Source organism: Nocardia sp. NPDC050408, assembly GCF_044458905.1.
Lineage (GTDB): Bacteria > Actinomycetota > Actinomycetes > Mycobacteriales > Mycobacteriaceae > Nocardia.
Genome location: NZ_JBITIL010000002.1, coordinates 359,469 through 381,341, shown reverse-complemented (window position 1 = coordinate 381,341; position 21,873 = coordinate 359,469). Strand labels below are relative to the sequence as shown.

The window sequence follows — 21,873 nt, the reverse complement described above, 5'->3', positions numbered from 1 at the left end:
AATGTTGAAGTCGTACAAACAGCTGTCGCGCTGGTACGGCGCGCTGGAGCCGGAGACGGGGGTAGCTGCCGCGCACCCCGATGAGCCGGGATTGCGGGAACCCGGTGACGAAGACGGTGCGCCCCGGTTTCCGCACTACATCCGCGAAGAGGATCCCGACGAGGTGCGCGCGCGTAACGAAGTGCCCGCCGATCTGGCCTCCAATCGCAGCGAATTCACCGGCGGGTGGTCGGATTGGGTGGCCGGGCGCGCCCCCGGTCCCGACGACGACTACATCGGCCCGCGCGATGGCGAACTTGTACAGTTCCCGTGGCCGGAGGACGACGACGACCACGACGATGCGCCGCGCGAACGGTCGACCCACGTGACGCGCGCATTGCGCCAGGAGGCGCGCAATCATCCGGCCGCGCGCCGGGCCCGGGTGCTCGCGGTACTCGTAGTGGCTGTGCTGCTGTTGGCCGCGGCCGCCGCGGGCGCATTGTTCCTCCTACGCTCCTCCGGTGATCGGGCCGCCGCGCCGGTTGTGCCCTCGATGCAATTCACCGCGGGCAGTGTCCAATCCCGTGGCATTGCCGATTGCCCGACCGAACGCGGTGACCGCATCGTGCGCAGTGCCGAACCCGGCGGCGCCGACTCCGGACCGGGTGCGATCCTGGCGTTCCAATACGCCTACTACGTGGAACGTTCCGGCGAGCGGGTCCGGGCGGTGGTGGCACCGGATTCGAATATCTCCTCGGCCACCGTCATCCAGCACGGCATCGACACCATTCCGCTGGGCACCACGCACTGCGTGCGAATCCAGACGATCACCGAAGACCGGTATTCGGTCGAGGTCACCGAATACCGACCCGGCGGCGCGCCCGCCACGTACAACAAGCAGACCGTCACCACGGTGGTGGTCGACGGTCGCACGCTCATCGCGGGCGTCGCGGCCGGATGAATAGGGAGAGCTGATAGCGATGGGAGACGACTGGAGCCGCTGGCTCGACGAGGCGCCCGATGAGGGTGATTCGTCGGACCGGCATGCGCCTTCGAAGGCTCCGGTGGTGCGTCTGCGACGTAAGGGCGGAGACAGCGAATCCGCGGAACCGGCGCAGCGTTCGATTCTGGTGGTCGGTGGCTGCGGTGGTGCGGGAACCACGACCACAGCGTTGGGCTTGGCCGGTGAACTCGGCACGACGGGCACCTCGACGGTGGCGGTGGACGCCACGGCGGCGGGCAGCGATCTGGCGCTGCGCGGGGCCGATGAGCATCTGCATCCGATCAGCCTGCAATCGTGGTTGTACGGGCGTGGCAACGATGAACCGGCGCCGTTGAAGGAGTGTCTGTCGCAGGCGAGTTCGGGCATCGGACTGCTATGGCGCGACGCCGCGCCGTTGCGTCGGCGTGCCACATATCTCACAGTCGCGCGCGCGATCTATGACGCCGGGTACACTGCGGTCTACGACGGCGGCAACCCGATTGCCGGGCGGCAACTGCGGCCGCTGCTGGATGACGCGGATGTTGCTCTGGTACTTGCCATTCCCGCGCGCGCCGATGCCGCGAATCGGCTGCGGGTGACCCTGGAATGGCTCGACGACCAGTTCGGCGATTCGGCCGAGGGGCAGGGCGGTGGCATCGTCGGCGATACCACAATCGTTGTCTCGCACCAACTTCCCGGCGCCGATTCCCATGTTGCTGACCATTTGCGCGAACATCTTTCGGGCTGGGTTCGCGACATCAGGGAGATTCCCTACGATCCGCATCTGGCGCGCGGTGAACTCGTTCGCCACGCATCGCTGGCTTCGGAGACGCGCCGGGCTTATGGGCGGCTGCTCGCCGGAGTGGCATCATGACGGCCGCCATGAAACTTCGTCGCCAGTCCGAAGCCGCCCAGGCCGGTGTGGTCGCCCCACCGGAGTCCCGTCGCGCCCCCATTTGGGACCGTCCCGTACCCGGCGTCGGCCGGGCACCGCTGTGGTGGCTGCTAGGTGTGCACGGCGGTGCCGGAGCCAGCAGCCTCGCGCGTGTGCTTGCGCCCGCGGCGGATTCGGGCCGCCGCTGGCCCGGCGTCTTCGACCGCGAATCGCCCTTCGTTGTCCTGGTGGCCCGCGAGACCATAGCCGGGCTTACCCGCGCACATGATTTGCTGCGCCAACATCATTCGGGTTTCGCCGGGTCCAGCGAGGTCCTCGGACTGGTCACTGTCGCGGCCCGCCCCGGCCGGATGCCCGCCGAAATCCGCCGCTATCGCGATGTGGTCGGCTCCCTGGCCGGTCAAGTCTGGCAGGTTCCGTGGTACGAGGAATGGACCCTCGTCGAACCGGAGTCCCTGCCGATCTGGACCCCGGGCGATGAGATACCGCAGAAGAAGAAGAGGATCGACCCGCTCGAGGAAGTTCCGCTCGAGATCCGGGAGCTCGGGGCCGATATTGTTGCGGTCGTGCGCGAAAACCTGGACAGCAGTGCATCTTTCGAAGAGGGCCCGCGTTGACCATCACAACCAAGAAAGGCAGCCGATGAGCATGATTCTGCTTGCCGTGCAGGACACGTACGGCACTGTGCTGGCTCAGGTCGGTAACCCGACACCGGAAGCGCCTCCCGGCTCGGAGAAGATCCTGCAGCTGGTCCGCTACCTCACCTGGTTCGTGTTGCTCTCCGGTATCTGCGGAATCACCTACGCGGGTGGCAAATTCGCGTGGGAGAAGTGGACCGGTGGTGGGCTCGAATCGCCGAAGATGGTGGCCGGAGCCATGATCGGCGGCGTCGTCGCGACGAGCGCGGGCACCATCATGAACGCCGTCATCGGAACCTGATGTACGCGATGGCTACCGTGCGAATGTCGGCGGCGGAACTGCTTGCCTACAAGCAGATGCCCGCCGAAGTGCTGCAACCGCTGATGCAGCTGCTGAACTGGCTGCTCTGGTTCGTGCTTCTGGTGTGCCTGGCGTGGATGATCGTGTCCGCGGGCCGCCTGTGGATCGCGTTCCGGAGCGATCTGGCGATGAACGACGCCTCGCACGGTGTATTGATGAGTCTGCTCGGGGCGGCGGTGGCGAGCACGGCCTCGGGGATCGCGTTGGCGTTCCTGCCGACGTGAACGGGGATGGGGACGGCCCTGGGATGATTTCCACAGTTGTGCGGGAGCAATCCGGCGTGTGGCGGCGCGGCATCCGCAAGCCCGCCGCCGGTGCGGTCGGTGCTGCTCTGCTGCTGGCGGCGGCCGGCTGCGGCGGCGGTGGCGGCAATTCCGGCCCCAACCTGACGGCCGCGCCGACCCATATGCGGTGGCAGCCGTTCCAGGGTGTGGCACTGCCGAGTGCCGACCAGGGGCCGAAGCAGGTATCCGATGGTGCCGCAACGGGTTTCGAGCATTCGCCAGCCGGTGCGGCGCTGGCGGCGATCGTGCACACGGTGCGCTTGTCGGTGGCCGCCGATAGTCAATGGGTCGATATCGTCCGCCAAGAGGTGGTGCCGAACAAGGCCAGAGACGAGTGGGCGGTCAACCGGGTGCAACTGGCGATCACCGGTCCGGCCGCGCCCGAATACGCGCCCAGAGTGCTCGGGTACAAGATCACCGGCTATACCGATGCGGCCTCCGCCGTCGACGTCTATACCGAATATTCGGACAACTCGAAGGCGGTGAACCACACCACTGTCGAATGGTTCGGCAACGACTGGAGATTACGACTGCCGGATCCCGACTCGACCGCCCGGCCCATCGAGGCGGTCGATGGATTGCCCACGGACATAGTGAAATTGGAGGCACCGGCATGAGCGAGCGCAGCGAGCGAATCCTGTCGCAGCGTGCTTCGCTCATGATGGAACCGAGCGCCAGCGAGGCGGAGTCATGAGCGAGAAGGAGTCGTACGCGCGCGATCGCGTCTCCTTCGGTGTCATCGCGTCCGCTGCCGTGCTGGTGCTCATCGTGGTCGTCGGCGTATTCGTGTACGTGAGCCGGGACGACTCGGGTTCGGGTGGCGACAAGGCCGCTGCCGCAGCCAATTCCGGCGGTGAGGGTTTCGCAACTCCCGAGGTCGATATTCTCGGCAGGCGCGTCGATATCCCGAACAACCCTGCCGGACAACCACTTCCGCAGGATCCGACCCGGCAGCGCAGGCCAACGGACGCGGACTGGTTGACCGCGGCGCCCGAGGGCACCACCGCACCGCATGGATGGCAGCGGGTCTACGGCGCCTCGGTCCCGTTCTCCACCTCGGACGGACCGACCCGCATCGAAGACGGTCTGGCCGTGGGCTATTCGCACACCCCGCAGGGCGCGGTGCTCGCGGCAGCTCAGATCACCTACCGTCTCAACGCCCGACCCGCCGACCGTGACCTCTACGTCCGCCAGGTCCGCGTCTCGGCCCAGCAGATCGCGGCCTACGACAAGGCCCTGTCCCAGGATAAACTCCCCGAACAGCAGCCGGAGAAGGTGACCAAGTACTTCGTCGCCTCGGATGCGTTCAAGGTCGAGAACTATGCGGATGATCTGGCGATCATCCAGCTGGCCACCCGTGGCCAGGTGGTCGATGGCAAACAGCTGTGGGCGGCCTTGCGATTGGTGATGATCTGGGACGCGGGGGACTGGCGGCTGAAGCCGGCAACCTCGAACAACCCGCAGACCGAATATGTCGAGTCGTTGAACGGGTGGACCAAATGGTGACCACGGGGCCCGGATCCGGTCCAGGCAAACGTTCGCTGCTCGCGCTGCTGGGCGTCGGAGCAGTGCTTGCCGTGGTCGTCGCGGTCGCTGTGACCGTGGTCGCGATGCGAGACAACGCTGCCGGGGGTGACCAGGTATCGAAGACCGGCACGAGTTCGGGCGGTGCGCCGGTCAGTGCCTCCGACTCCGCGGGCGGCGCCGGATTCAGCGGCTCCGATGTGGATTCGTTCGGCCATCGTTTCGATATTCCGAACATTCCTGCCGGACAACCACTTTCGGATTCCGTGACGCCGCGTCAGCCCGCCGACGGCGACTGGCTGACCGGCACTCCGGCCGGCACGGGTCAGCAGGGCGGTTGGCAGCGTGTGTACAGCGGCCCGGTGATCCCGTTCTCGACCACCGACGGCCCGACCCGCATCGACAACGACATTCCGACCGGATTCAGTCGAACCCCGCAGGGTGCCGCGCTCGCGGCCGAGCAGATCTACTGGCGCACCGTGGCACGTCCGACGGACCGGGCCCTGTGGCAGCAGTTGGTGATCCTGTCCGACCAGGAGCAGGCCGATCGCGCCCGAAAGATCGCCGACGGCAAGATCCCCAATGAACTACCCGACAACATCAAACCGTTGTTGTTCGCCTCCGACGCATTCCGAATCGAAAGCTATGGTGACGATTTCGCTGTGGTACGTATCGCCCGCAAGACCCGTGATTTCCTGCACGGCGGGCGCAGCTGGGTAGCCATGAGACTGAATGTGCTCTGGCTCGATGGTGGTTGGAAACTCAAGTCGTCCACGAGTGATGCACAGCCACTCGAGACGATCGACTCGATCGATGGGTGGACAAAATGGTGAGGCGCGTTGTCACGATCCTCGCGGTCATCTTCACTGTCATGATCGCGACACCGACGGTGGCATACGGTCAGACTTACGGATTCGACGATACGTGCAACGAATTGCACGACACGCTCGACAACGTCGGTCTGCCCGGCTTCTCGCTCGGTGACGCCGCATCGGCCGCGTGCAAGGCGGGCAATGCCGCCTCGCACCCGGGCAGCGCCGCGAACGCGGTCAAGGACAAGGCCTGGGATTCGACCTTCGGCAAGGTCGTGGATTCGCTGATGAACGGCCTCGGCGAGGCGATCATGCTTGCGCTGACCTTCTGGATGAAGGTCCCCAATGAGGCGGCCAGCGATTCGGGTTCATTGTTCGTCAAGATCAACGACTACACCTACCAAGCGCAGATATTGCTGCTCATAGCCTCGGTGATCTTGTCCGGCGCCAGATTGGCCGAGGCCAGACGCGGCGCCGTCATGAACGAGGCGGCCGAATCGTTCCGCATGTTCACGCGGGTGGTTTTCAGCTCCTGGATGCTCGGCGCCGTCATCGTCGCGGGCACACAGGCCTCGGATCGCTTCTCCGAGTGGATCATCAACGATTCGACCAATGGCAATGCCAAGGATCTGGCCGAGTTGATGGTGAAAACCAGTAAGCTGCAGGCATTCTCGCCGGGGCTGGTGTTGATCATCGCGATCGTCGGACTGCTCGGCTCGCTGGCACAGATCGTGCTCGCCATCGTGCGTCAGGGTCTGCTGATCATCGCGGCGGGTGTGCTGCCGTTGGCCGCGGCCGCATCCGGGATGAATATCGGCAAGCAGTCGTATCAGAAGCTGATCGGCTGGATCATCGCGTTCATGCTCTGGAAGCCGGTGGCCGCCATCGTCTACATGATCGCGTTCACCACCGCGGGCCATGTGGATTCGCTGACCGATACCGGCGGGCTGCCGGAAGGCGAACAGGCACAACGGATGTTGGTCGCAATCGTGCTGCTGTGCAGTGTCGCCTTCGTGCTGCCCGCGCTGATGCGGTTGGTCACGCCCGCGGTCGCGATCGTGGGTAGCGGTGGTTCCGGTCTCACCGCGGCCGGTGGCGCAGTCGTCGGCGCCATGGCGCTCGGCGCGGTGGGCACCAAGGCAGTCTCGGTCAGGGGAGCCGCACCGGGTTCGGCGGGGTACGTCAGCGGCACATCCGCGGGACCACGCCCGCCTGGCGGCTCCGGTGGTCGCGGCGGTGGTGGCGGCGCTCCGCGTCCGGCGCCGCCACGCGGCGGCGGTGGTGGCGGCGGCGCGGCGGGCGCACCACCGCGCGCCTCCGTCCCACAGGGCGGCTCGGGAGTACCGTCCGGTGCGTCGAGGGCGGTGGGTGCGATCGGTGTGGCCCGCGCCGCGACGTCCCCGCTGAACCGTGCCGATGACGCCATGGGCGATGTGGCGGGCGACCGTTGGGCGAACCGTTCGCCCGACCTCGGGAGGAGCACCATTCCGCGATGACGATGACGACGAGCGATACCTACGAGCGGCGCTCGTACGGACTGTGGCAGAAGCCGCGCAGCGCAGGCCTTTTCGGTCTGCGCTGGGAAGAGACCGTCATCGGCTTTGTCGTCGTGATCACGGCCCTGATCTGTGCCATGGTCGGCGGTTTCAAGTGGGGTCTGATCGTGGGCGGCACCGGAGTGGTCGTGATGGTTCCTCTGGTGTGGCGGACGGGGGGCCGCTCCGGATATGAGAACGGATTGATGATGTTCAACTGGATGCGCTCACGCAACCGCGGTGAGCATGTGTACCGCGGTGGCCGGTTCTCGCGGATTCCTGGCGGTGTCACGCGGCTACCCGGTCTGCTCGCGCCCTCGAAGCTCTACGAGGGCATCGACGCGGGCGGCTACAGCTTCGGCATGATCCACCTACCGCAATTCGCCCAGTACACAGTGGTTTTGCGGGCCTGGCCGCAGGGGCACGAGGCGGTGGATCAGCCGGTCATCGACCGCTGGGTCTCGGCCTGGGGCACCTTCCTCGCCTCGGTCGGCCAGACCAGTGACATCGTCGCCGTCGTCCCGGTGATCGATACCGTGCCCGAGACGGGTAACCGGCTGCTCACCGAGGTTTCCACGATCACCCGCCCGGAAGCGCCGGAGCTGGCGCAGCAGGTGATGTATGAACTCGCCACCGAGCTGCCGCAGGAACGGGTGCAGCTGCTGCCGCGCGTCGCGATCACCTTCAAGGCGACCACCGCCGAGCGCCGCAAGAATCCGGCCGAGGAGGCCGTCGAGATCGGGCGCAGGCTCCCCGGGATCTGTGCCGCGATGGCCGAGGCCGGGGTGCGCGCCCAGCCGATGTCGGCCGATGAGGTCATTTCGTTCATCCGGCGCAGCTACGATCCGGCCTCGCAGGCCGATCTCGAGGTCGCCGCGGGCGAACCCGAAGGGCACGGGCTGGATTGGGCCGATGCCGGGCCGGTCTCGCACGACGAGAAGTGGGATCATCTGGTGCACGATGGCGGCCGCTCGGTCACCTGGGAGATGGACGCCGCACCCGAGGGCGCGGTGGACGAGCGGGTACTGCAGCGGTTGCTCGCGCCGAATCCCGAAGTGCCGCGCAAGCGTATCGCTATCGTGTACCGTCCGCATTCGGCCGCCGACGCCGCCGAAATCGTCGACGACGATTTCAAGAACGCGCTGGTGGCCCAGCAGAGTGAACGCGGTGTCGTCTCGGCGGCCGCGACCCTGCGGGTGGGTGCCACCCAGCAGGCCCGTGAGGAACAAGCCCGGGGTCACGGTGTGACCCGCTTCGGGGCGCTGGTGACCATTACCGAGCCCCTGCGCGGCGATCTGCCGCGCATCGAAGCCATTACCCGCGACCTGTCCACACAGGCGCGGTTGAAGATCCGGCGGTGCTACCGCTACCAGGCGGCGGCCTTCGCGGCCTCGCTCGGCTGCGGGGTGATCCTGCCGGAGCACGCGACAATTCCGAAAGCCTTGGCGGGGTGAGCAATACATGGCAGGTGAGTACGAGCCACCACCCGTGCGAGAACGGGACGATACGCCGGTGCGGCGCAAGCGGCGCCCCGAGGACGCGGCGTGGGAGCGGCCCGCGGACGGAGGCGCTCAGCGGCCCACCGGGGGCCGGGGCGAGCGCTCGGGCATCGAGGAGATGCCCGACCGGGATCGGCGATCCGCGCGGGACCCGGCGCGAGTGAGCGGCGGCGAGCGGACCGGTTTCGGCGAAACGTCCGATCGGGAGCGGCGATCGTCGCGCGATGCGGCCGAACGACGGGCGCGGCCCGGCGCCGCAACCGCGGACGGTGGCCGTGCCGATCGGCCGCACCCTGATCGCGGACGCACCAGGTCCGAAAACAGCCGCAGTGAACGGAATTCGGCCGAGCGTGGCCGTCTCGACGGCGCCAGGACCGCTCGCCCGCGCGATGGCGCACCGCAACGATCGGTACGGGGGGAACGCGTGGCACGACCGGAACGCAATGGCTCGCGGACGAGTCGCGAGGCACAGCGCGCGGCCAAGATCGACTACACCGCCGATCGCGCCATGGGCACCCCGCAGAGGGACAAGGCCGCGCGTCGCGCGAAGGCCAGGTCGGACAAGCGTAAACAGTCCGGTCCACCGCTACTCGACGATGCGACGAGGGCCAAACTCGAGCAGATCAGCCGGGAGGGCACCGGTCTGCGGGCGGCCTTCGCAACCTTTAGGATCCGTACCGACGATATCCGCCGCCGCAATTACGCCGCCCGCGCCGAACAGGTCTTCGAGGACGGATTCGATCGCAGCACAGCCCAACTCACCGATCGCGGCTATATGGGTCCCGGCGGCGGGCGGATGAACGTCGTCGGTCGCCCGGTCGAATACCGGGCCACCACCGCCCAGGTGGCCGGTCTGTGGCCATGGTCGGTCGGCGCGGGTGCGCCGTTGATCGGCACCCCGCTCGGTTCTCATCTGCATACCGGTGCCCCGGTCTGCTTCGACCCGATGAACTGGTTTCTGCGCGGCAGCTTCATCACCGCGCCCAGCCTTTTCGTTCTGGGGCTCAACGGTTTCGGTAAGTCCTCGCTGGTGCGCCGGATCGTGCTCGGCGGTATCGCACAGGGCATCACCCCGCTGATCCTGGCCGACGTGAAACCGGACTACCGCAAGTTGGTCGAACTGGTCGGCGGCCAGGTAATCGACCTCGGTTACGGTCATGGCAAGCTCAACCCGCTCGCCGCTGGTGTGCTCGGTTCGGTCGTGCCGATGTTGGACGAGCTTCCGGCACTGCAACTTCAGGTGCTGCAGGATCTGCGCGCTCGCCAGGTCACGCTCATCGCCGGTCTGGTCGAGCTCGTGCGCGGCGCGCGAGTGCGCGACTACGAGGAGACGCTGATCGCCACCGCACTGCGCATCCTCTACCGACCGGGCAGCGGCTACACGCCCGACCAACCGCCCATCATGGAGAATCTGCTCGAAGTAATCGTCGCCGGTGGTGACGAATTGCAGCTCGATGCGGGCGCCGACGATCCGAACGAATACCAGGTCGCCATCAAGGGCCTGCGCCGCTCGCTGCGCGCGTTGACCCAGGGCCCGTTCGGCGCGATCTTCAACGGGCAGACCACCGTTCCGATCGATACCAGCGCGGTCGCGGTCTGCATCGACGTATCCCACATCCCCACCGGCGATAAGAAACTCAAGGCCGCCGTGATGCTGGCCTGCTGGGCCGACGGTTTCGCCTCGGTGGAGGCCGCGCATGTGCTCGCCGATGCGAAACTCGGCCCGCAGCGCTATTTCCAGGTGGTGATGGACGAGCTGTGGCAGGTGCTCGGTCTCGGCGACTTCATGGTCGACCGGGTCGATGAGCTGACCCGTCTGCAGCGCACCATCGCCACCGCGCTGATCATGATCAGCCACACCATCAAGGACCTGCAAGCACTGGGATCGGAAGCCGCCATCGCGAAGGCGCTCGGCTTCCTCGAACGCGCGCGCGCCAAGATATTCGGCGCGCTGCCCGGCGAGGAGATCAAACGCCTGGACAGCGTGGTTCCGTTCACATCCGCCGAGGAGGAGATGGTGACCGGATGGTCCGCACCGCAAGCGCTGACGGGCGAGGCGCTCAAACCCGGTCAGCTGCGGCCGTCACCGCCGGGTACCGGCAAATTCCTGCTGAAGATCGGTGAGGATCGTCGCCCCGGTATCCCGTTCCATATGGAATTCACCTTGTCCGAGAAGGAGAGTGGGATCCACGAAACCAACCAGCGCTTCTCCGAGTTCACCGAGTCGACTTCGCGTGGTGGCGATTCCCCCAGTGGGAGTGCCGCATGAGGGGGCTCGCACCGCTTGCGACTGCTGGCAGGTCGCTCGAAACAACGCCGCTTGCGACTGCTGGCAGGTCGCTCGAAACAACGCCGCTTGCGACTGCTGGCAGGTCGCTCGAAACAACGCCGCTTGCGACTGCTCGCAGGTCGCTCGAAACAGCACAGCTTTCGACAACGGCGGACGGCTGCGGGAGGTGGGGCGCATGATGCCGCACCGGTCCTATCGGAGAGTGTCGCCGGAAGTGCGCAGGGCCGCGGTCGAGCAGGTGATCGCACTTACCGGCAAACTAAGCAGCGAATCGGAGGCCTGCCGGGTGGTCGCCGAGCAGATCGGCGTGCATACCAACTCGGTGCGCAACTGGGTGCGTGCCGCCGAGGGGCCGAGTCTGGAGCGCCTGGACGCGACGGCGCTGCGCCGCAAAGTCGCACTGCTACAACAACAATTGGCCGCCGCCGCGGAGATGAACCGCACCCTGGCCGACACGCTCAACGAATCTCGGCGGCAGAGGTGAACGTGTTCGGTTCGGTCCGCGGTTGTTCGGCGCTGCCGGGGATGCGGTGAACGGGCGGACCCTCCTGTACGTGGCGCTGGGGAGCGTACTCGCGCTGATGACGCTGGTGGTGGTGATCGTGATGCCCGCCGTGGACGACGCCTGTGAGGGCACCTCGGTGATCGTATCGTCGAGTGTGTTGGCGCCGCTCGGCGGATACACGCCGGGTAATTCCCGGGTCGCGGGCTCGCCGACTCCCATGCGTACGACCGGCAATCCGACTGCCACCCAAGCCCATTCGACGGCTACCGGTGCACCGTCGCTGGCCGCAGGCGTCGGCCCGATCCGCCGCACACTGCCGCTGGTCGCAGGCACCTTCACCGTGTCGGACGTATTCGGCGCGCGCGGCGGCAGCCATAAGGGCGTCGACTTCGCCGCGGCCGACGGCACCACCATCTACTCGGTCTCCGACGGACGTGTCGTAGCGGCCGGTCCCGCTTCGGGTTTCGGCAACTGGATCGTCGTCGATTCCGTCGATACCAACGGCCGATCCTATTCGGCCGTGTACGGCCATATGTGGGACAGCGGCGTGCATGTGCACGTCGGCGATAGCGTCGTGGCCGGTCAGCCCATCGCGCAGGTCGGCTCGGCGGGCGAATCCAGCGGCCCCCACCTGCATTTCGAGATCGTGCCCGGCGGACGCTTCACCGGCGGTCGGCAAATCGACCCGCTGCCCTGGCTCGATGGCGCGCCGACTCCGGATGTCGGTGGTGCGCAGGCCTTTTCGTCCGATCCGCGGTGCAGTCGTGGCTTCGGTACCGCGGGCGGTGCGCTGGCCGCAGGCAAGGTGCCGCAGGAACTCGAAATCTGGTATCGCCGTGCGGGTTCCATCTGCCCGCAGATCACCCCGTCGCTGCTGGCCGCGCAGGGCAGGCAGGAGTCCGGATTCCGGCGCGGGGCCGCCTCGCCCGCTGGCGCGCAGGGTCTGGCCCAGTTCCTGCCCGGCACCGCGGCCAGCATCGATCCCGATGACGGTCAGCCCTATGTCATCGATGCCGACGGCAATGGTGTCGCGAGCGTATGGGACGACGGCGACGCGATCATCGGTCAGGGCCGCTATATGTGCGCGATCGCGCACAAGATCATGGCGTGGGAGTCCGAGGGCCGCGTGCAGGGCGATGTGGTCGCACTGACCCTGGCCGCCTACAACGCCGGTGAGGGCGCGGTGCTCGCCTCCGGCGGTATGCCGAACCGGGTGGCCGCGCACTACGCCGAGACCCAGCCCTACGTCGCGAATATCCTTGCGATGGAACCGCAATACCGCGCGCAGGGTTCCAATGGCCGCTTCACCCCGCAGGAGGGTGCGGGCGGCGTCCAGGTCCTCCAGGCGGCCCAGCAATGGATCGGCACGCCGTACGTCTGGGGTGGCGGTGGCCCGCAGGGACCGAGCGGCGGCGGTATGGACGGTCCCGGCCTCACTTCGGCGGCGGTGTTCGCGGCATCGTCGGGCACCGTGACGTTGCCGCGTACGGCCGAACAGCAGTGGGAGGCGGGCGTCGAGGTCTCACTGAGCAAGCTGCAACCGGGTGATCTGGTGTTCAGCTCATTCGGCCCGCGCGGCCCCTCCGAGGTCGGAATCTATTCAGGCAACGGCAGAATGGTCCAATCCGTGCCCGCCGCGTCCGGCCGTTCCAGTGGCGTGACCGAGGTCGCGGTGCCGGGTGACGGCCGCGGGAGGAGGGTGCTGTGAGGACAACCGATACCCCGGCGGACGAACACGCCGAAGCATGTGCGGTGATTGGACCGCACAAGTGTCGGTCCCGGCGGCTAGCCTGGAATAACACGGCGGCGCGAGCGACGGACCCGGAGGCGGTAGCGGAGCGTGAGCACCAAGGGGCCCGCGAACGCCGCAAATCGAACACTGCACGCGCGAAACTGGTGGTGATGCTGGTGGTGAGCGTCGCGATGTCGGGTGCGGGGTGCGCCAGCTCGGATCGGGAGTCGGGTTCCGGTGCGCCGCAGCCGCCCACGTCCACGACCCGATTGCTGGAGGGTGTGCCCGCACCCGATCCGGTGACGCCCGACGGCGTCGCGGTGGCCGCGCTGAAGGAGATCTATTCCTGGCAGCCCGCTGCCGAGGCGCAGGGCGCATCGCTGTCGCGTGCGCGGAAATGGCTGGGCCCCAGTCTGGTCCGCATGCTGGACAGCACGCCGGCCGGGATCGAGACACCGAAAGCGACTCTGCAGTGGGCGGACTGGGCCAAAGCGCAGGCACATATCGATGCCTTCGCCTTCGCATCGGGGGAGCGTCCGCCCGCGAGCGCCGATCCGAATGTGCAACAGTTCAAGATCGGGATCGAGCAAACGGTCGTTTACCCGAACGGGCGCAAGGAATCCCTGCCGCCCGCGACGGTCATCGCGACCGTGGTGCGCACATCGGAAGGTTGGCGGCTCGACGCCTTCCGCTGATCTCGCACCAGCGACAATCACATAGCTAGGTCCTAACAGGAGGCAGACATGGCGAAAAAGAAGAAGGTGCAGGATCCGGCCGTGGTCGGACCCGATATCGCCCTCTACATGATCTACGCCGGTTTCGCGACTCTCGGAACCCTGTGGATCGCCTTGCATCTCGGCAACGCGATGGCTGTCACCCCGCAGGACATTCCCATCAACCCGATCGCGATCGTCGCCGATCTGGTCAAAGGAAAATTGCACTGGCCGCGCGCTTCCACGGTGATCGTGCTTGTCGTGATCGCGGCGATCGTGGCCTATGTGGTGGTGCGCAAGCGGCTCGCCGCACGCCGGTCGGTCGGTCGGCTCGCCGTGGACGACAAGGCCGACGTGATGGGAAGCGGCAGTGCCATTAAATCGCTCACCGAGGCGGGGGTGCGGGCGAAGGCCGAAATGCTCGGAGTGCGCCTCGGCTATAACGACAGCCCGGGCGTGCCGATCGGCATCGGCATCGCCGACGGGGTGATGCTCTACGGCTCCTATGAGGATCTGCACCTGGACATCTGGGGTCCGCGACAGGGCAAATCGACCTCCCGGGTGATTCCGGCCATCCTGACCGCGATCGGCCCGGTACTGGCCACCTCGAATAAGCGCGATGTGGTGGACGCGACCCGAGATGTGCGCGAGGCCAAGGGAAGTCGCACCTTCGTCTTCGATCCGCAGGGTGTCGCGGGGGAGGAGCCCACCTGGTTCTGGGATCCACTGACGTGGGTGGACGCCTACCACGACGGTGCGGAGATGCGGGCCGCGCGGCTGGCCGGACACTTCGCCGACGCGGACAACGGTTCCGATGCCAAGGGCGATGTGTTCTTCGATCCGGAGGCCGAGGATCTGCTCGCCGGACTGTTTCTGGCGGCAGCGCTCGGTGGCCGCCCGATCGTCCAGGTCTGGGATTGGGTGACCAACCCCAACGACGCCGAGCCCATCGAGCTGCTGCGCAATGCGAGCAAGCATTACACCGCCTCGGGTCTGGCAATGCAGTACAACGCCGATCCGCGCACCAAGAGCGGCATTTTCGGCACCGCGAAGAAAATGATCCGCTGCCTGCAGCTGTCCAATGTGCACCCGTGGATCCTGCCGGGCGACAACCGCATGCAGTTCGACGAACTCGAATTCATCGAGAACAACGGCACGCTGTACAGCCTCTCGCTGGAGGGCCGCGGTTCGGCGGCGCCGCTGGTCAGTGCGCTCACCGAGGCGGTAGTCGATGTGGCGATGCGCAAGGCCACGCATTCGCCCGGCGGACGGCTGCCGATCCCGATGCTCGCGGTCCTGGACGAGGCGGCGAATGTGGTGCGCTGGAAGGATTTGCCCAAGCAGTACAGCCACTTCGGCTCGCGCGGCATCGTGGTAATGACCGTGCTGCAGTCCTGGGCACAGGGTGCGCGCTGTTGGGGTGATGACGGCATGCTGGCGCTGTGGTCGGCGGCCAATATCAAGGTGCTCGGTCCGGGCGTCGACGATATGAACTTCCTGCGCGACCGCTCCGAGGCGATCGGCGAATACGACGCGATCTCGTCCTCGGTCTCGGAATCCAAAGGCGGCAAGAGCTATTCGCGTTCACTCGGCTCGTCCAAGACGTTCACCGTGAACGCGCTGGCGACGCTGCCGCAGGGCCGCGCGATCGTGTTCACCTCCGGCCAGCCCGCGGTGCTCGTGCGTACCGTCCCCTGGTGGGAGGGCGACTACGCTGACGATGTGAAGAAGTCGATCTCGCACCATCTTCCGGGGCGTAAGACCGAGATCGCCGACCTGCTCGGCTCGCCAAACCTGACCAAGGCTGCTCCGCCACCCGAATACGGTCAAATCGAGGAGGTCCGGCCACTGTGAGCGAGCGGAGCGAGCGAGCCATGAGCACAGCACCATCGGTCGCAGCGGAGCCGAGCGCCAGTGAGGTGCAGCTGTGACCGAACAGCAGGAACAGCCCATGATCTACACCAATGTGGTGGAGTTCGTCGAGAACTATCTCAGCCTGGTGTACCGGCGTCAGGTCACCGACATCAGTGAAACGGTGTGGTGCCCGGAGTGGTGGAAGCATGCCGAGGCGGTGGCGCGACTAGATGCGCTCTGGCGCGCATGGGAGCATTACCGACTCGAGCCGAGCACCGGATTGAGCATCTGGTTCCTCGATCACGCCGATCCGCATATGACCAAACTCTTCGATCCCCGTGGACCGTTCAAGTACTGCAGTGTCCGCAACGGTCACAAGGACATGCTGAGCCCGCTGCCGCTGAAGTCCCCGGCCCAGGGGCTGTTCGGCGATCCGACCGTCGGCGACTTCCGCATCTGAGAAGAGCCGAAAACGTCGAAACGCCCGCTGATTTCAGCGGGCGTTTTCGGTTCGGGGCTTCGGCTACTGTCGGACGCGTTCCAAACCGCGTGCGTCTTGTTCCCGACCTCGGCCGGCGGCCGCGCGGGCGGCTTCGTCGCGAATGCGTACCGCTTCTTCGGGCGGTTGCCCCTGGCCTACCTCGATGAGCATTCGCACCGCCGCCAGTTCCGGTGCGATACCGATCCGGGCGAGATGCGCCGCGATCGCCTGCCGACGTTCCTGGGAGTCGTAACGAACGAGCGGTTTGGATTGAGCCGACGCCGTCGCGGCCATTCGGCTCGCTTCGGCCTGTGCCGAGAACCGATCCTTCTCCAACGAAATACCTTTGGCCGGAACCGATTTCTCGACCATGCGAGCCAGTTCGAGATTGCGTGGGTCTTTCGCCTTGGCGTCACGAGCCTCACGGATCTGAAGTTCCCGGGCTTCCTTGATGCGGGCCTCGGTGATCTTGACGCGGGCTTCGGCTTCTTTCTGACCACGCTCGCGGGTCCGCAGTGCGACAAGGGTCGCTAGCTGCAACATTGTCCTCATCATGGCCGCGGTTTCCCGGCCGATGTCGTCCAGTTCCTCGGACATGGCTGCTCCCCGATGCTGCAGTGATCACTATGGTTGTTGTGGTGCTTCGTCACGGACGCCGCCACGGCGAACTGTAGTGCGCCATGGCGGTGCCCCGCCTGCAAACGTGGACACCCAGAGGACTCGTCTCGTGGCATTCCCGGTGGGGATCGTCCGGTCAGGGATGACTACGCTACGCGTTCTCCTTCATTCGAGATTACCCGAGAAAGCTCGGCACCAACCGTGTGGCCGTGCCGCTTAACAGCATATATCGCACAATTCCGGCGGGTAGGGGAAAGCTTCGGAGGATCTCCGGTCTTAGCGCAACCTTACCGAACGATTAGGGTCGCCTACCCTCGCTTGTTCCGGAATGGGCCCGGGCTCATTGTGCGCAGTGGGTTCGAACGAAACGAGTATCCGGATCGGGCGTGTCGCTTCAGTCGATACGGACCGACTGGATGGTTACCGGGAGGTTGGGCTTGCCGTCGCCCTGGCCATTGGAGTTGTCCTGACCGCCAGCGGCGATCTTGTCCAGCGTGCCCATGCTGTCCGGATCGACGGTGCCGAAGATGGTGTAGTTCGGCGGCAGCTGCGAATCTCCGTAGACGATGAAGAACTGACTACCGTTGGTGCCGCCGCCGGTGACGGGATCCGGTCCCGCATTGGCCATGGCGAGCGTGCCGCGCTTGTAATCCATGGGCTGCTGCAATGCGGGGTCGGCGGGGTTGTAGCGATTGGTCGGGTACTCGTTGTCGAACTGGTAGCCCGGACCGCCCGTGCCGGTGCCGGTCGGGTCACCGCACTGCAGCACTTTCAGGCCCTCGTCCGCGGTCATGCGGTGGCAGATGGTGTTGTCGAAGTAGCCCTGACCGCCCAGGCTGGCGAAGCTGTTCACGGTGCACGGCGCCTTGGCGTTGTCCAGGGTCAGGCCGATGGGGCCCTGAGTGGTCTCCATACTGACGCTGAGGCTCGCGTTGTCGCCGGTGTTCTCGATGCCGCTGGTACGCGGCTTGTTCACCTGCTTATCGGCGGGCTTCTGACTATCGCGATAGTCGCAGCTGATGGCCGCGGGCTTGTCGTCACTCTTGGTCAAGAAGTAGACGCCGACGGCAGCCGCCGCCACGACCACCACGCCGAGCGCCGATCCGGCGATCATGAGTCGCTTGCGCTTGCGCGCCTGATCGGCCCGGTTGGCCAGCTGGCGTTCCAGCTTGCGTTTCGCCGCTGCCCGTCGCTGTTCGTTGCTCGGCACTACCACGTTCCTCCCGTATCCGTTACGTACGGCACAGGATTGTGCCATCTATTCCTGAGACTGCTCAGCAGGCCATTTCGACCAGTCGTGACGCTGTACAAAACCGGCTGATCCTTTCGAGCGACCTACATGCAGCCGCGAGCGGCGGCAAACCGGTTGGACTTGACGGGTCATAGTGGTGGAAACTGGACCATCGTGACCAAGACCAGCAGCTTCTCCGCCCCGAAGGGGGTTCCGGATTACGTGCCACCCGGTTCGGCCGAGTTCGTCGCGGTGCGCGACGGCTTGATCCGCGCCGCCCGACTCGCCGGGTACGGGCATGTGGAGCTGCCGATCTTCGAGGACACCGCGTTGTTCGCGCGGGGCGTCGGTGAATCCACCGATGTGGTGACCAAGGAGATGTATACCTTCGCCGACCGCGGCGATCGTAGTGTCACGTTGCGACCGGAGGGCACTGCGGGCGTCATGCGCGCGGTCATCGAACACGGACTCGACCGGGGCCAACTGCCGGTGAAGCTCGTGTACTCGGGTCCGTTCTTTCGCTATGAGCGCCCGCAGGCCGGTCGGTACCGACAGCTGCAGCAGGTCGGCGTCGAGGCGATCGGTATCGATGATCCGGCGTTGGATGCCGAGGTGATCGCGATCGCCGACGCCGGATATCGCGGACTCGGGCTCGATGGTTTCCGGCTGGAGATCACCTCGCTCGGTGACGAGACCTGTCGCCCGCAGTATCGAGAGCTGTTGCAGGAGTTTCTTTTCGGGCTGCCGCTAGATGAGGAGACCAAACGGCGGGCACAGCTGAATCCGCTGCGGGTGCTCGACGACAAGCGACCCGAGGTCCGCGAGATGACCGCGAATGCGCCGCTGATGATCGATCACCTGTCGGAGTCGGCGAAGACGCACTTCGAGCAGGTGCTCGGATATCTGGACGCGCTCGGCGTGGCTTATGTAGTGAACCCGCGGATGGTGCGCGGCCTGGACTACTACACGAAGACGACCTTCGAATTCGTGCACGACGGGCTCGGGGCGCAGTCGGGTATCGGCGGCGGCGGACGCTATGACGGGTTGATGGCCGAGTTGGGCGGACAACCGTTGTCCGGCATCGGATTCGGGCTCGGAGTTGACCGCACCATTCTGGCACTGCGGGCCGAGGGCAAGTCGGCGGGCGATCCGGCGCGATGCGAGGTCTACGGCGTATCACTGGGCGATGCGGCCAAGCAGCGTTTGGTCGTACTCGCGGCACAGCTGCGGGCGGCGGGCATTCGGGTCGATCTGGCCTATGGCGGTCGGGGCGTCAAGGGGTCGCTGAAGGCCGCGGATAAGTCCGGTGCCAGATTCACTCTGGTCCTCGGTGACCGTGACCTGGCCGAGAGCACCATCGGCCTGAAGGATATGGCCACCGGTGACCAGCGTCAGATCCCACTGGACGAGACGGTGGCCGCCGTCGCCGCCGCGTTGCGCACGGGCGAGTAGTACGGTGCCGGGGTACACCCGCACCACGACGAACGGGCAGCCGTGCCTGTAGAACCCACGAATCCCGGCGCAGCCCAACCGGTTCCGACGGTCGGACTCGATCTCGTCGCACCAGAAACCTACGCACCCATGCTGCGGCGACTCGCCCTCGCCGCGGCAGGCGTGGGTATCGGTGCAGCATTGCTCGCGGCGCTGCTGGTGCCGTGGTCGATCGCGATCGCGATCGGTATCGTCGTCGGTGCACCCACCGTCGCCTATGCCATAGCGCTGCGGCGGCGACGGATGTGGTTGGCCGGGACCACGATTCACGCGCGGCGGGTGATCGGCGAGCGTCGGGTCGATATCGCGGCCGCCAACGGCGTCGAAATCCTCATTTATCCGGCCCGTTTGAGCCGCATCGTCGTGCGGGTGACCGCAGGCGCAGACTCACAGGTCATCCCGCTGGCGATGTACACCGACGCGGGCAGCGGCCGCGAACTCCACCTCCTCGGCCTCCGCAAACTGGCCGACGCACTGGCCGCGAGCGAACTCGCCGCGGCCGTAGCGGTTTCGACCATGCTCGTCCATCAACTGCGCGCCGAAGCCCGAGATGCCGGACTGGAGGAGCGACCTTTGTACCGCGCGGTTCGGCTGGCCCGGGCGAAGGACTACATTTCGCCCATCGTCCTGACCGATCAGGAAGTCGCGGGGCTGTGCTGATGCGCGAGACGCGTTGCGCGACACATGAATCGGCGTGCAATGTGAGATCGCATGCGATGCGCGGTTGCGTGCTGCGCTGAACATTCGCACCCGCTGTCGGGCTCGTACCCGTTGTGGATGCCCGAATCTCGGTACGGATTTCGATGTGGCGGCTCAGCGCCCAACGGTCAGGGGCTCCCAGGTGGGGATGGTCGGTCGGGGCCGCGGTGCTGACGGGAAGCTTGTCGTTAGCTGGGGTGGTTGGATGGGTATGGCGAGGTGATTGTCTCGTAGCTCACCACTGCGGTTCGGGGGCCGTGAGAGTCGTTAGGGTGGGGATCGAGTGTCCGTCTATCGCAAGGAGTTTCTGGTGAGCACCGCTGCTCGGACCGCGCCCGTGACCGTAGCCGTGACCGGAGGTGCGGGGCAGATCGCCTACGGTCTGCTGTTCCGGATCGCGTCCGGGGCGCTGCTGGGATCCGAGACGCCGGTACGGCTGCGGTTGCTGGAGATTCCGGCTGCGGTGGCATCGCTGGAGGGTGTGGCGATGGAGCTCGAGGACGGTGCGTTCCCGCTGCTCGAGTCGATCGATATCAGTGACGATCCGTGGGTCGGGTTCGCGGGCGCGAATGTCGCGCTGCTGGTCGGTGCCCGGCCGCGCACCGCGGGGATGGAGCGTTCGGACCTGCTGGCCGCCAATGGCCCGATCTTCACCGAACAGGGCCAGGCGATCAACGCCAGCGCAGCCGACGACGTCAAGGTGCTCGTGGTCGGAAATCCGGCCAATACCAACGCCTTCATCGCCATGAGCAATGCCCCGGACGTCCCGGCCGAGCGTTTCACCGCGATGACCCGCCTCGACCACAACCGCGCCATCGCGCAGCTGGCCAAGAAGACCGGCGCGCCCGCCGCCGATATCGCCCGCGTCGCCATCTGGGGCAACCACTCCGCGACCCAGTATCCGGATATCGCCCACGCCACCATCGCGGGCCGCCCCGCCCTCGACCTCGTTGACCAGGCCTGGGTGCGCCAGGACTTCATCCCCACCGTCCAACAGCGTGGCACCGCCATCATCCAGGCCCGCGGCGCCTCTTCGGCCGCCAGCGCGGCCAGCGCCGCTATCGACCACATCCACGACTGGTCCCTCGGCACCCACGCCGACGACTGGACCTCCATGGCCGTCCCCTCCGACGGCTCCTACGGTGCCCCCGAAGGTCTCATCACCTCGTTTCCCGTCACCTGCGCGGGCGGCGAATACTCGATCGTCCAGGGCCTGGAGCTCGACGAATTCTCCCGGGCCCGCATCGACGCCAACGTCGCCGAACTCGAACAGGAACGCGATGCCGTCATCGACCTCGGATTCGCCAAGCACGTCTGACTCATGCCCGAACTCCTAGCTCAGGCTGCGACTGCGGCGGAGCGACTCCTGTCGAGGGCCAACTGACCCGCGGTGGCGAGATGAATGAGCGCAAGCGCGCTGCCGCCGACCACCATGCCCGGAATTCCCTGCGTGGCTCCGATGGCGACGTCACCGAGCTGTACCGCGCCGGAGACGGTCAGCAGCGGTAGGAGAGCCCGCTTGCTGCGGCTGGCCAGGCTGAACAGCAGCGCGGCACCCAGCGGGATCGCGCGGGCCGCGTAGGCCTGGGCATAGAGATCGAGACCGGGCGAGTCCGCGCTGCCGGATATCGCGAGGGTCGGATCGACAAGTGCCGCGACGCTGAATGCCACGGCGGCGCCCGCGCCGATCGCATTGACAATGATCGCGGATCTGCTGAGATTCTGGTACTGCATCTTTCACTCCCTAAAT

General features: G+C 66.4%; 22 protein-coding genes. 19 read left to right on the top strand and 3 right to left on the bottom strand.

Annotated features, from left to right (window positions below):
• The first annotated feature begins 1 nt into the window (after window position 1).
• The 16 genes from ACIBJI_RS06540 (at window position 2) to ACIBJI_RS06465 (ending at window position 16,063) form a co-directional block, all read left to right on the top strand.
• Window positions 2–940 (top strand): hypothetical protein, encoded by a 939-nt coding sequence (locus tag ACIBJI_RS06540; protein ID WP_364340082.1) that lies wholly within the window; start codon window positions 2–4, stop codon window positions 938–940.
• 19 nt (window positions 941–959) lie between these two features.
• On the top strand, window positions 960–1,835 hold the full coding sequence (locus ACIBJI_RS06535; RefSeq protein WP_364340083.1) for a hypothetical protein: 876 nt from the start codon (window positions 960–962) through the stop codon (window positions 1,833–1,835).
• A complete protein-coding gene (locus ACIBJI_RS06530) occupies window positions 1,832–2,473 on the top strand; it encodes a DUF6668 family protein (RefSeq protein WP_364340085.1) in 642 nt (213 codons plus the stop codon). Before ACIBJI_RS06535 ends, ACIBJI_RS06530 begins: the two co-directional genes overlap by 4 nt.
• A 25-nt stretch (window positions 2,474–2,498) precedes the next feature.
• Window positions 2,499–2,795, top strand: coding sequence for a hypothetical protein (locus tag ACIBJI_RS06525; protein ID WP_040692318.1), 297 nt, complete (start codon window positions 2,499–2,501; stop codon window positions 2,793–2,795).
• Between the two features lie 23 nt (window positions 2,796–2,818).
• Window positions 2,819–3,079 (top strand): hypothetical protein, encoded by a 261-nt coding sequence (locus ACIBJI_RS06520; protein ID WP_040692344.1) that lies wholly within the window; start codon window positions 2,819–2,821, stop codon window positions 3,077–3,079.
• Between the two features lie 23 nt (window positions 3,080–3,102).
• A complete protein-coding gene (locus tag ACIBJI_RS06515; protein ID WP_397083276.1) occupies window positions 3,103–3,756 on the top strand; it encodes a hypothetical protein in 654 nt (217 codons plus the stop codon).
• A 73-nt stretch (window positions 3,757–3,829) separates the two neighbouring features.
• Window positions 3,830–4,645, top strand: coding sequence for a hypothetical protein (locus tag ACIBJI_RS06510; RefSeq protein WP_364340090.1), 816 nt, complete (start codon window positions 3,830–3,832; stop codon window positions 4,643–4,645).
• Window positions 4,639–5,496, top strand: a complete 858-nt coding sequence (locus ACIBJI_RS06505; RefSeq protein ID WP_397083274.1) for a hypothetical protein — start codon at window positions 4,639–4,641, stop codon at window positions 5,494–5,496. Before ACIBJI_RS06510 ends, ACIBJI_RS06505 begins: the two co-directional genes overlap by 7 nt.
• Window positions 5,490–6,971 (top strand): hypothetical protein, encoded by a 1,482-nt coding sequence (locus ACIBJI_RS06500; RefSeq protein WP_396955036.1) that lies wholly within the window; start codon window positions 5,490–5,492, stop codon window positions 6,969–6,971. Before ACIBJI_RS06505 ends, ACIBJI_RS06500 begins: the two co-directional genes overlap by 7 nt.
• Before the next feature lie 2 nt (window positions 6,972–6,973).
• Complete coding sequence (locus ACIBJI_RS06495; RefSeq protein ID WP_396955251.1) at window positions 6,974–8,464, top strand: SCO6880 family protein; 1,491 nt, start codon at window positions 6,974–6,976, stop codon at window positions 8,462–8,464.
• 7 nt (window positions 8,465–8,471) lie between these two features.
• On the top strand, window positions 8,472–10,778 hold the full coding sequence (locus tag ACIBJI_RS06490) for a hypothetical protein (RefSeq protein ID WP_364340098.1): 2,307 nt from the start codon (window positions 8,472–8,474) through the stop codon (window positions 10,776–10,778).
• A 196-nt stretch (window positions 10,779–10,974) separates the two neighbouring features.
• Window positions 10,975–11,283 (top strand): transposase, encoded by a 309-nt coding sequence (locus tag ACIBJI_RS06485; protein WP_364340100.1) that lies wholly within the window; start codon window positions 10,975–10,977, stop codon window positions 11,281–11,283.
• A 97-nt stretch (window positions 11,284–11,380) separates the two neighbouring features.
• A complete protein-coding gene (locus tag ACIBJI_RS06480; RefSeq protein ID WP_396955252.1) occupies window positions 11,381–13,012 on the top strand; it encodes a peptidoglycan DD-metalloendopeptidase family protein in 1,632 nt (543 codons plus the stop codon).
• Window positions 13,009–13,731, top strand: a complete 723-nt coding sequence (locus ACIBJI_RS06475; RefSeq protein WP_397083272.1) for a hypothetical protein — start codon at window positions 13,009–13,011, stop codon at window positions 13,729–13,731. The genes ACIBJI_RS06480 and ACIBJI_RS06475 overlap by 4 nt, the downstream gene beginning before the upstream one ends.
• 48 nt (window positions 13,732–13,779) lie before the next feature.
• Window positions 13,780–15,603 carry a type IV secretory system conjugative DNA transfer family protein gene (locus ACIBJI_RS06470; RefSeq protein WP_396955037.1) on the top strand — a complete coding sequence of 608 codons (1,824 nt, stop codon included), beginning with the start codon at window positions 13,780–13,782 and terminating at the stop codon, window positions 15,601–15,603.
• A gap of 73 nt (window positions 15,604–15,676) precedes the next feature.
• Window positions 15,677–16,063: a DUF4913 domain-containing protein gene (locus ACIBJI_RS06465; RefSeq protein WP_364340108.1), complete on the top strand. Its 387-nt coding sequence runs from the start codon at window positions 15,677–15,679 to the stop codon at window positions 16,061–16,063.
• A 63-nt stretch (window positions 16,064–16,126) separates the two neighbouring features.
• Here the strand turns inward: ACIBJI_RS06465 and ACIBJI_RS06460 are convergent, their stop codons facing one another.
• Together ACIBJI_RS06460 and ACIBJI_RS06455 are read right to left on the bottom strand one after the other, a co-directional pair.
• Window positions 16,127–16,681 carry a hypothetical protein gene (locus ACIBJI_RS06460; protein WP_364340110.1) on the bottom strand — a complete coding sequence of 185 codons (555 nt, stop codon included), beginning with the start codon at window positions 16,679–16,681 and terminating at the stop codon, window positions 16,127–16,129.
• Window positions 16,682–17,096: 415 nt separating this feature from the next.
• Window positions 17,097–17,912 (bottom strand): peptidylprolyl isomerase, encoded by an 816-nt coding sequence (locus tag ACIBJI_RS06455; protein WP_396955038.1) that lies wholly within the window; start codon window positions 17,910–17,912, stop codon window positions 17,097–17,099.
• Between the two features lie 195 nt (window positions 17,913–18,107).
• Here ACIBJI_RS06455 and hisS point away from each other — a divergent pair, with 195 nt between their 5' ends.
• The 3 genes from hisS (at window position 18,108) to ACIBJI_RS06440 (ending at window position 21,441) form a co-directional block, all read left to right on the top strand.
• Window positions 18,108–19,385: a histidine--tRNA ligase gene (hisS, locus tag ACIBJI_RS06450; protein ID WP_364340114.1), complete on the top strand. Its 1,278-nt coding sequence runs from the start codon at window positions 18,108–18,110 to the stop codon at window positions 19,383–19,385.
• A 129-nt stretch (window positions 19,386–19,514) separates the two neighbouring features.
• Window positions 19,515–20,084: a hypothetical protein gene (locus ACIBJI_RS06445; RefSeq protein WP_396955253.1), complete on the top strand. Its 570-nt coding sequence runs from the start codon at window positions 19,515–19,517 to the stop codon at window positions 20,082–20,084.
• Between the two features lie 349 nt (window positions 20,085–20,433).
• Window positions 20,434–21,441: a malate dehydrogenase gene (locus ACIBJI_RS06440; protein WP_364340118.1), complete on the top strand. Its 1,008-nt coding sequence runs from the start codon at window positions 20,434–20,436 to the stop codon at window positions 21,439–21,441.
• A 20-nt stretch (window positions 21,442–21,461) separates the two neighbouring features.
• Here ACIBJI_RS06440 and ACIBJI_RS06435 read toward each other — a convergent pair whose 3' ends face one another.
• On the bottom strand, window positions 21,462–21,857 hold the full coding sequence (locus ACIBJI_RS06435; protein ID WP_397083269.1) for a hypothetical protein: 396 nt from the start codon (window positions 21,855–21,857) through the stop codon (window positions 21,462–21,464).
• Between the last annotated feature and the right edge of the window lie 16 nt (window positions 21,858–21,873).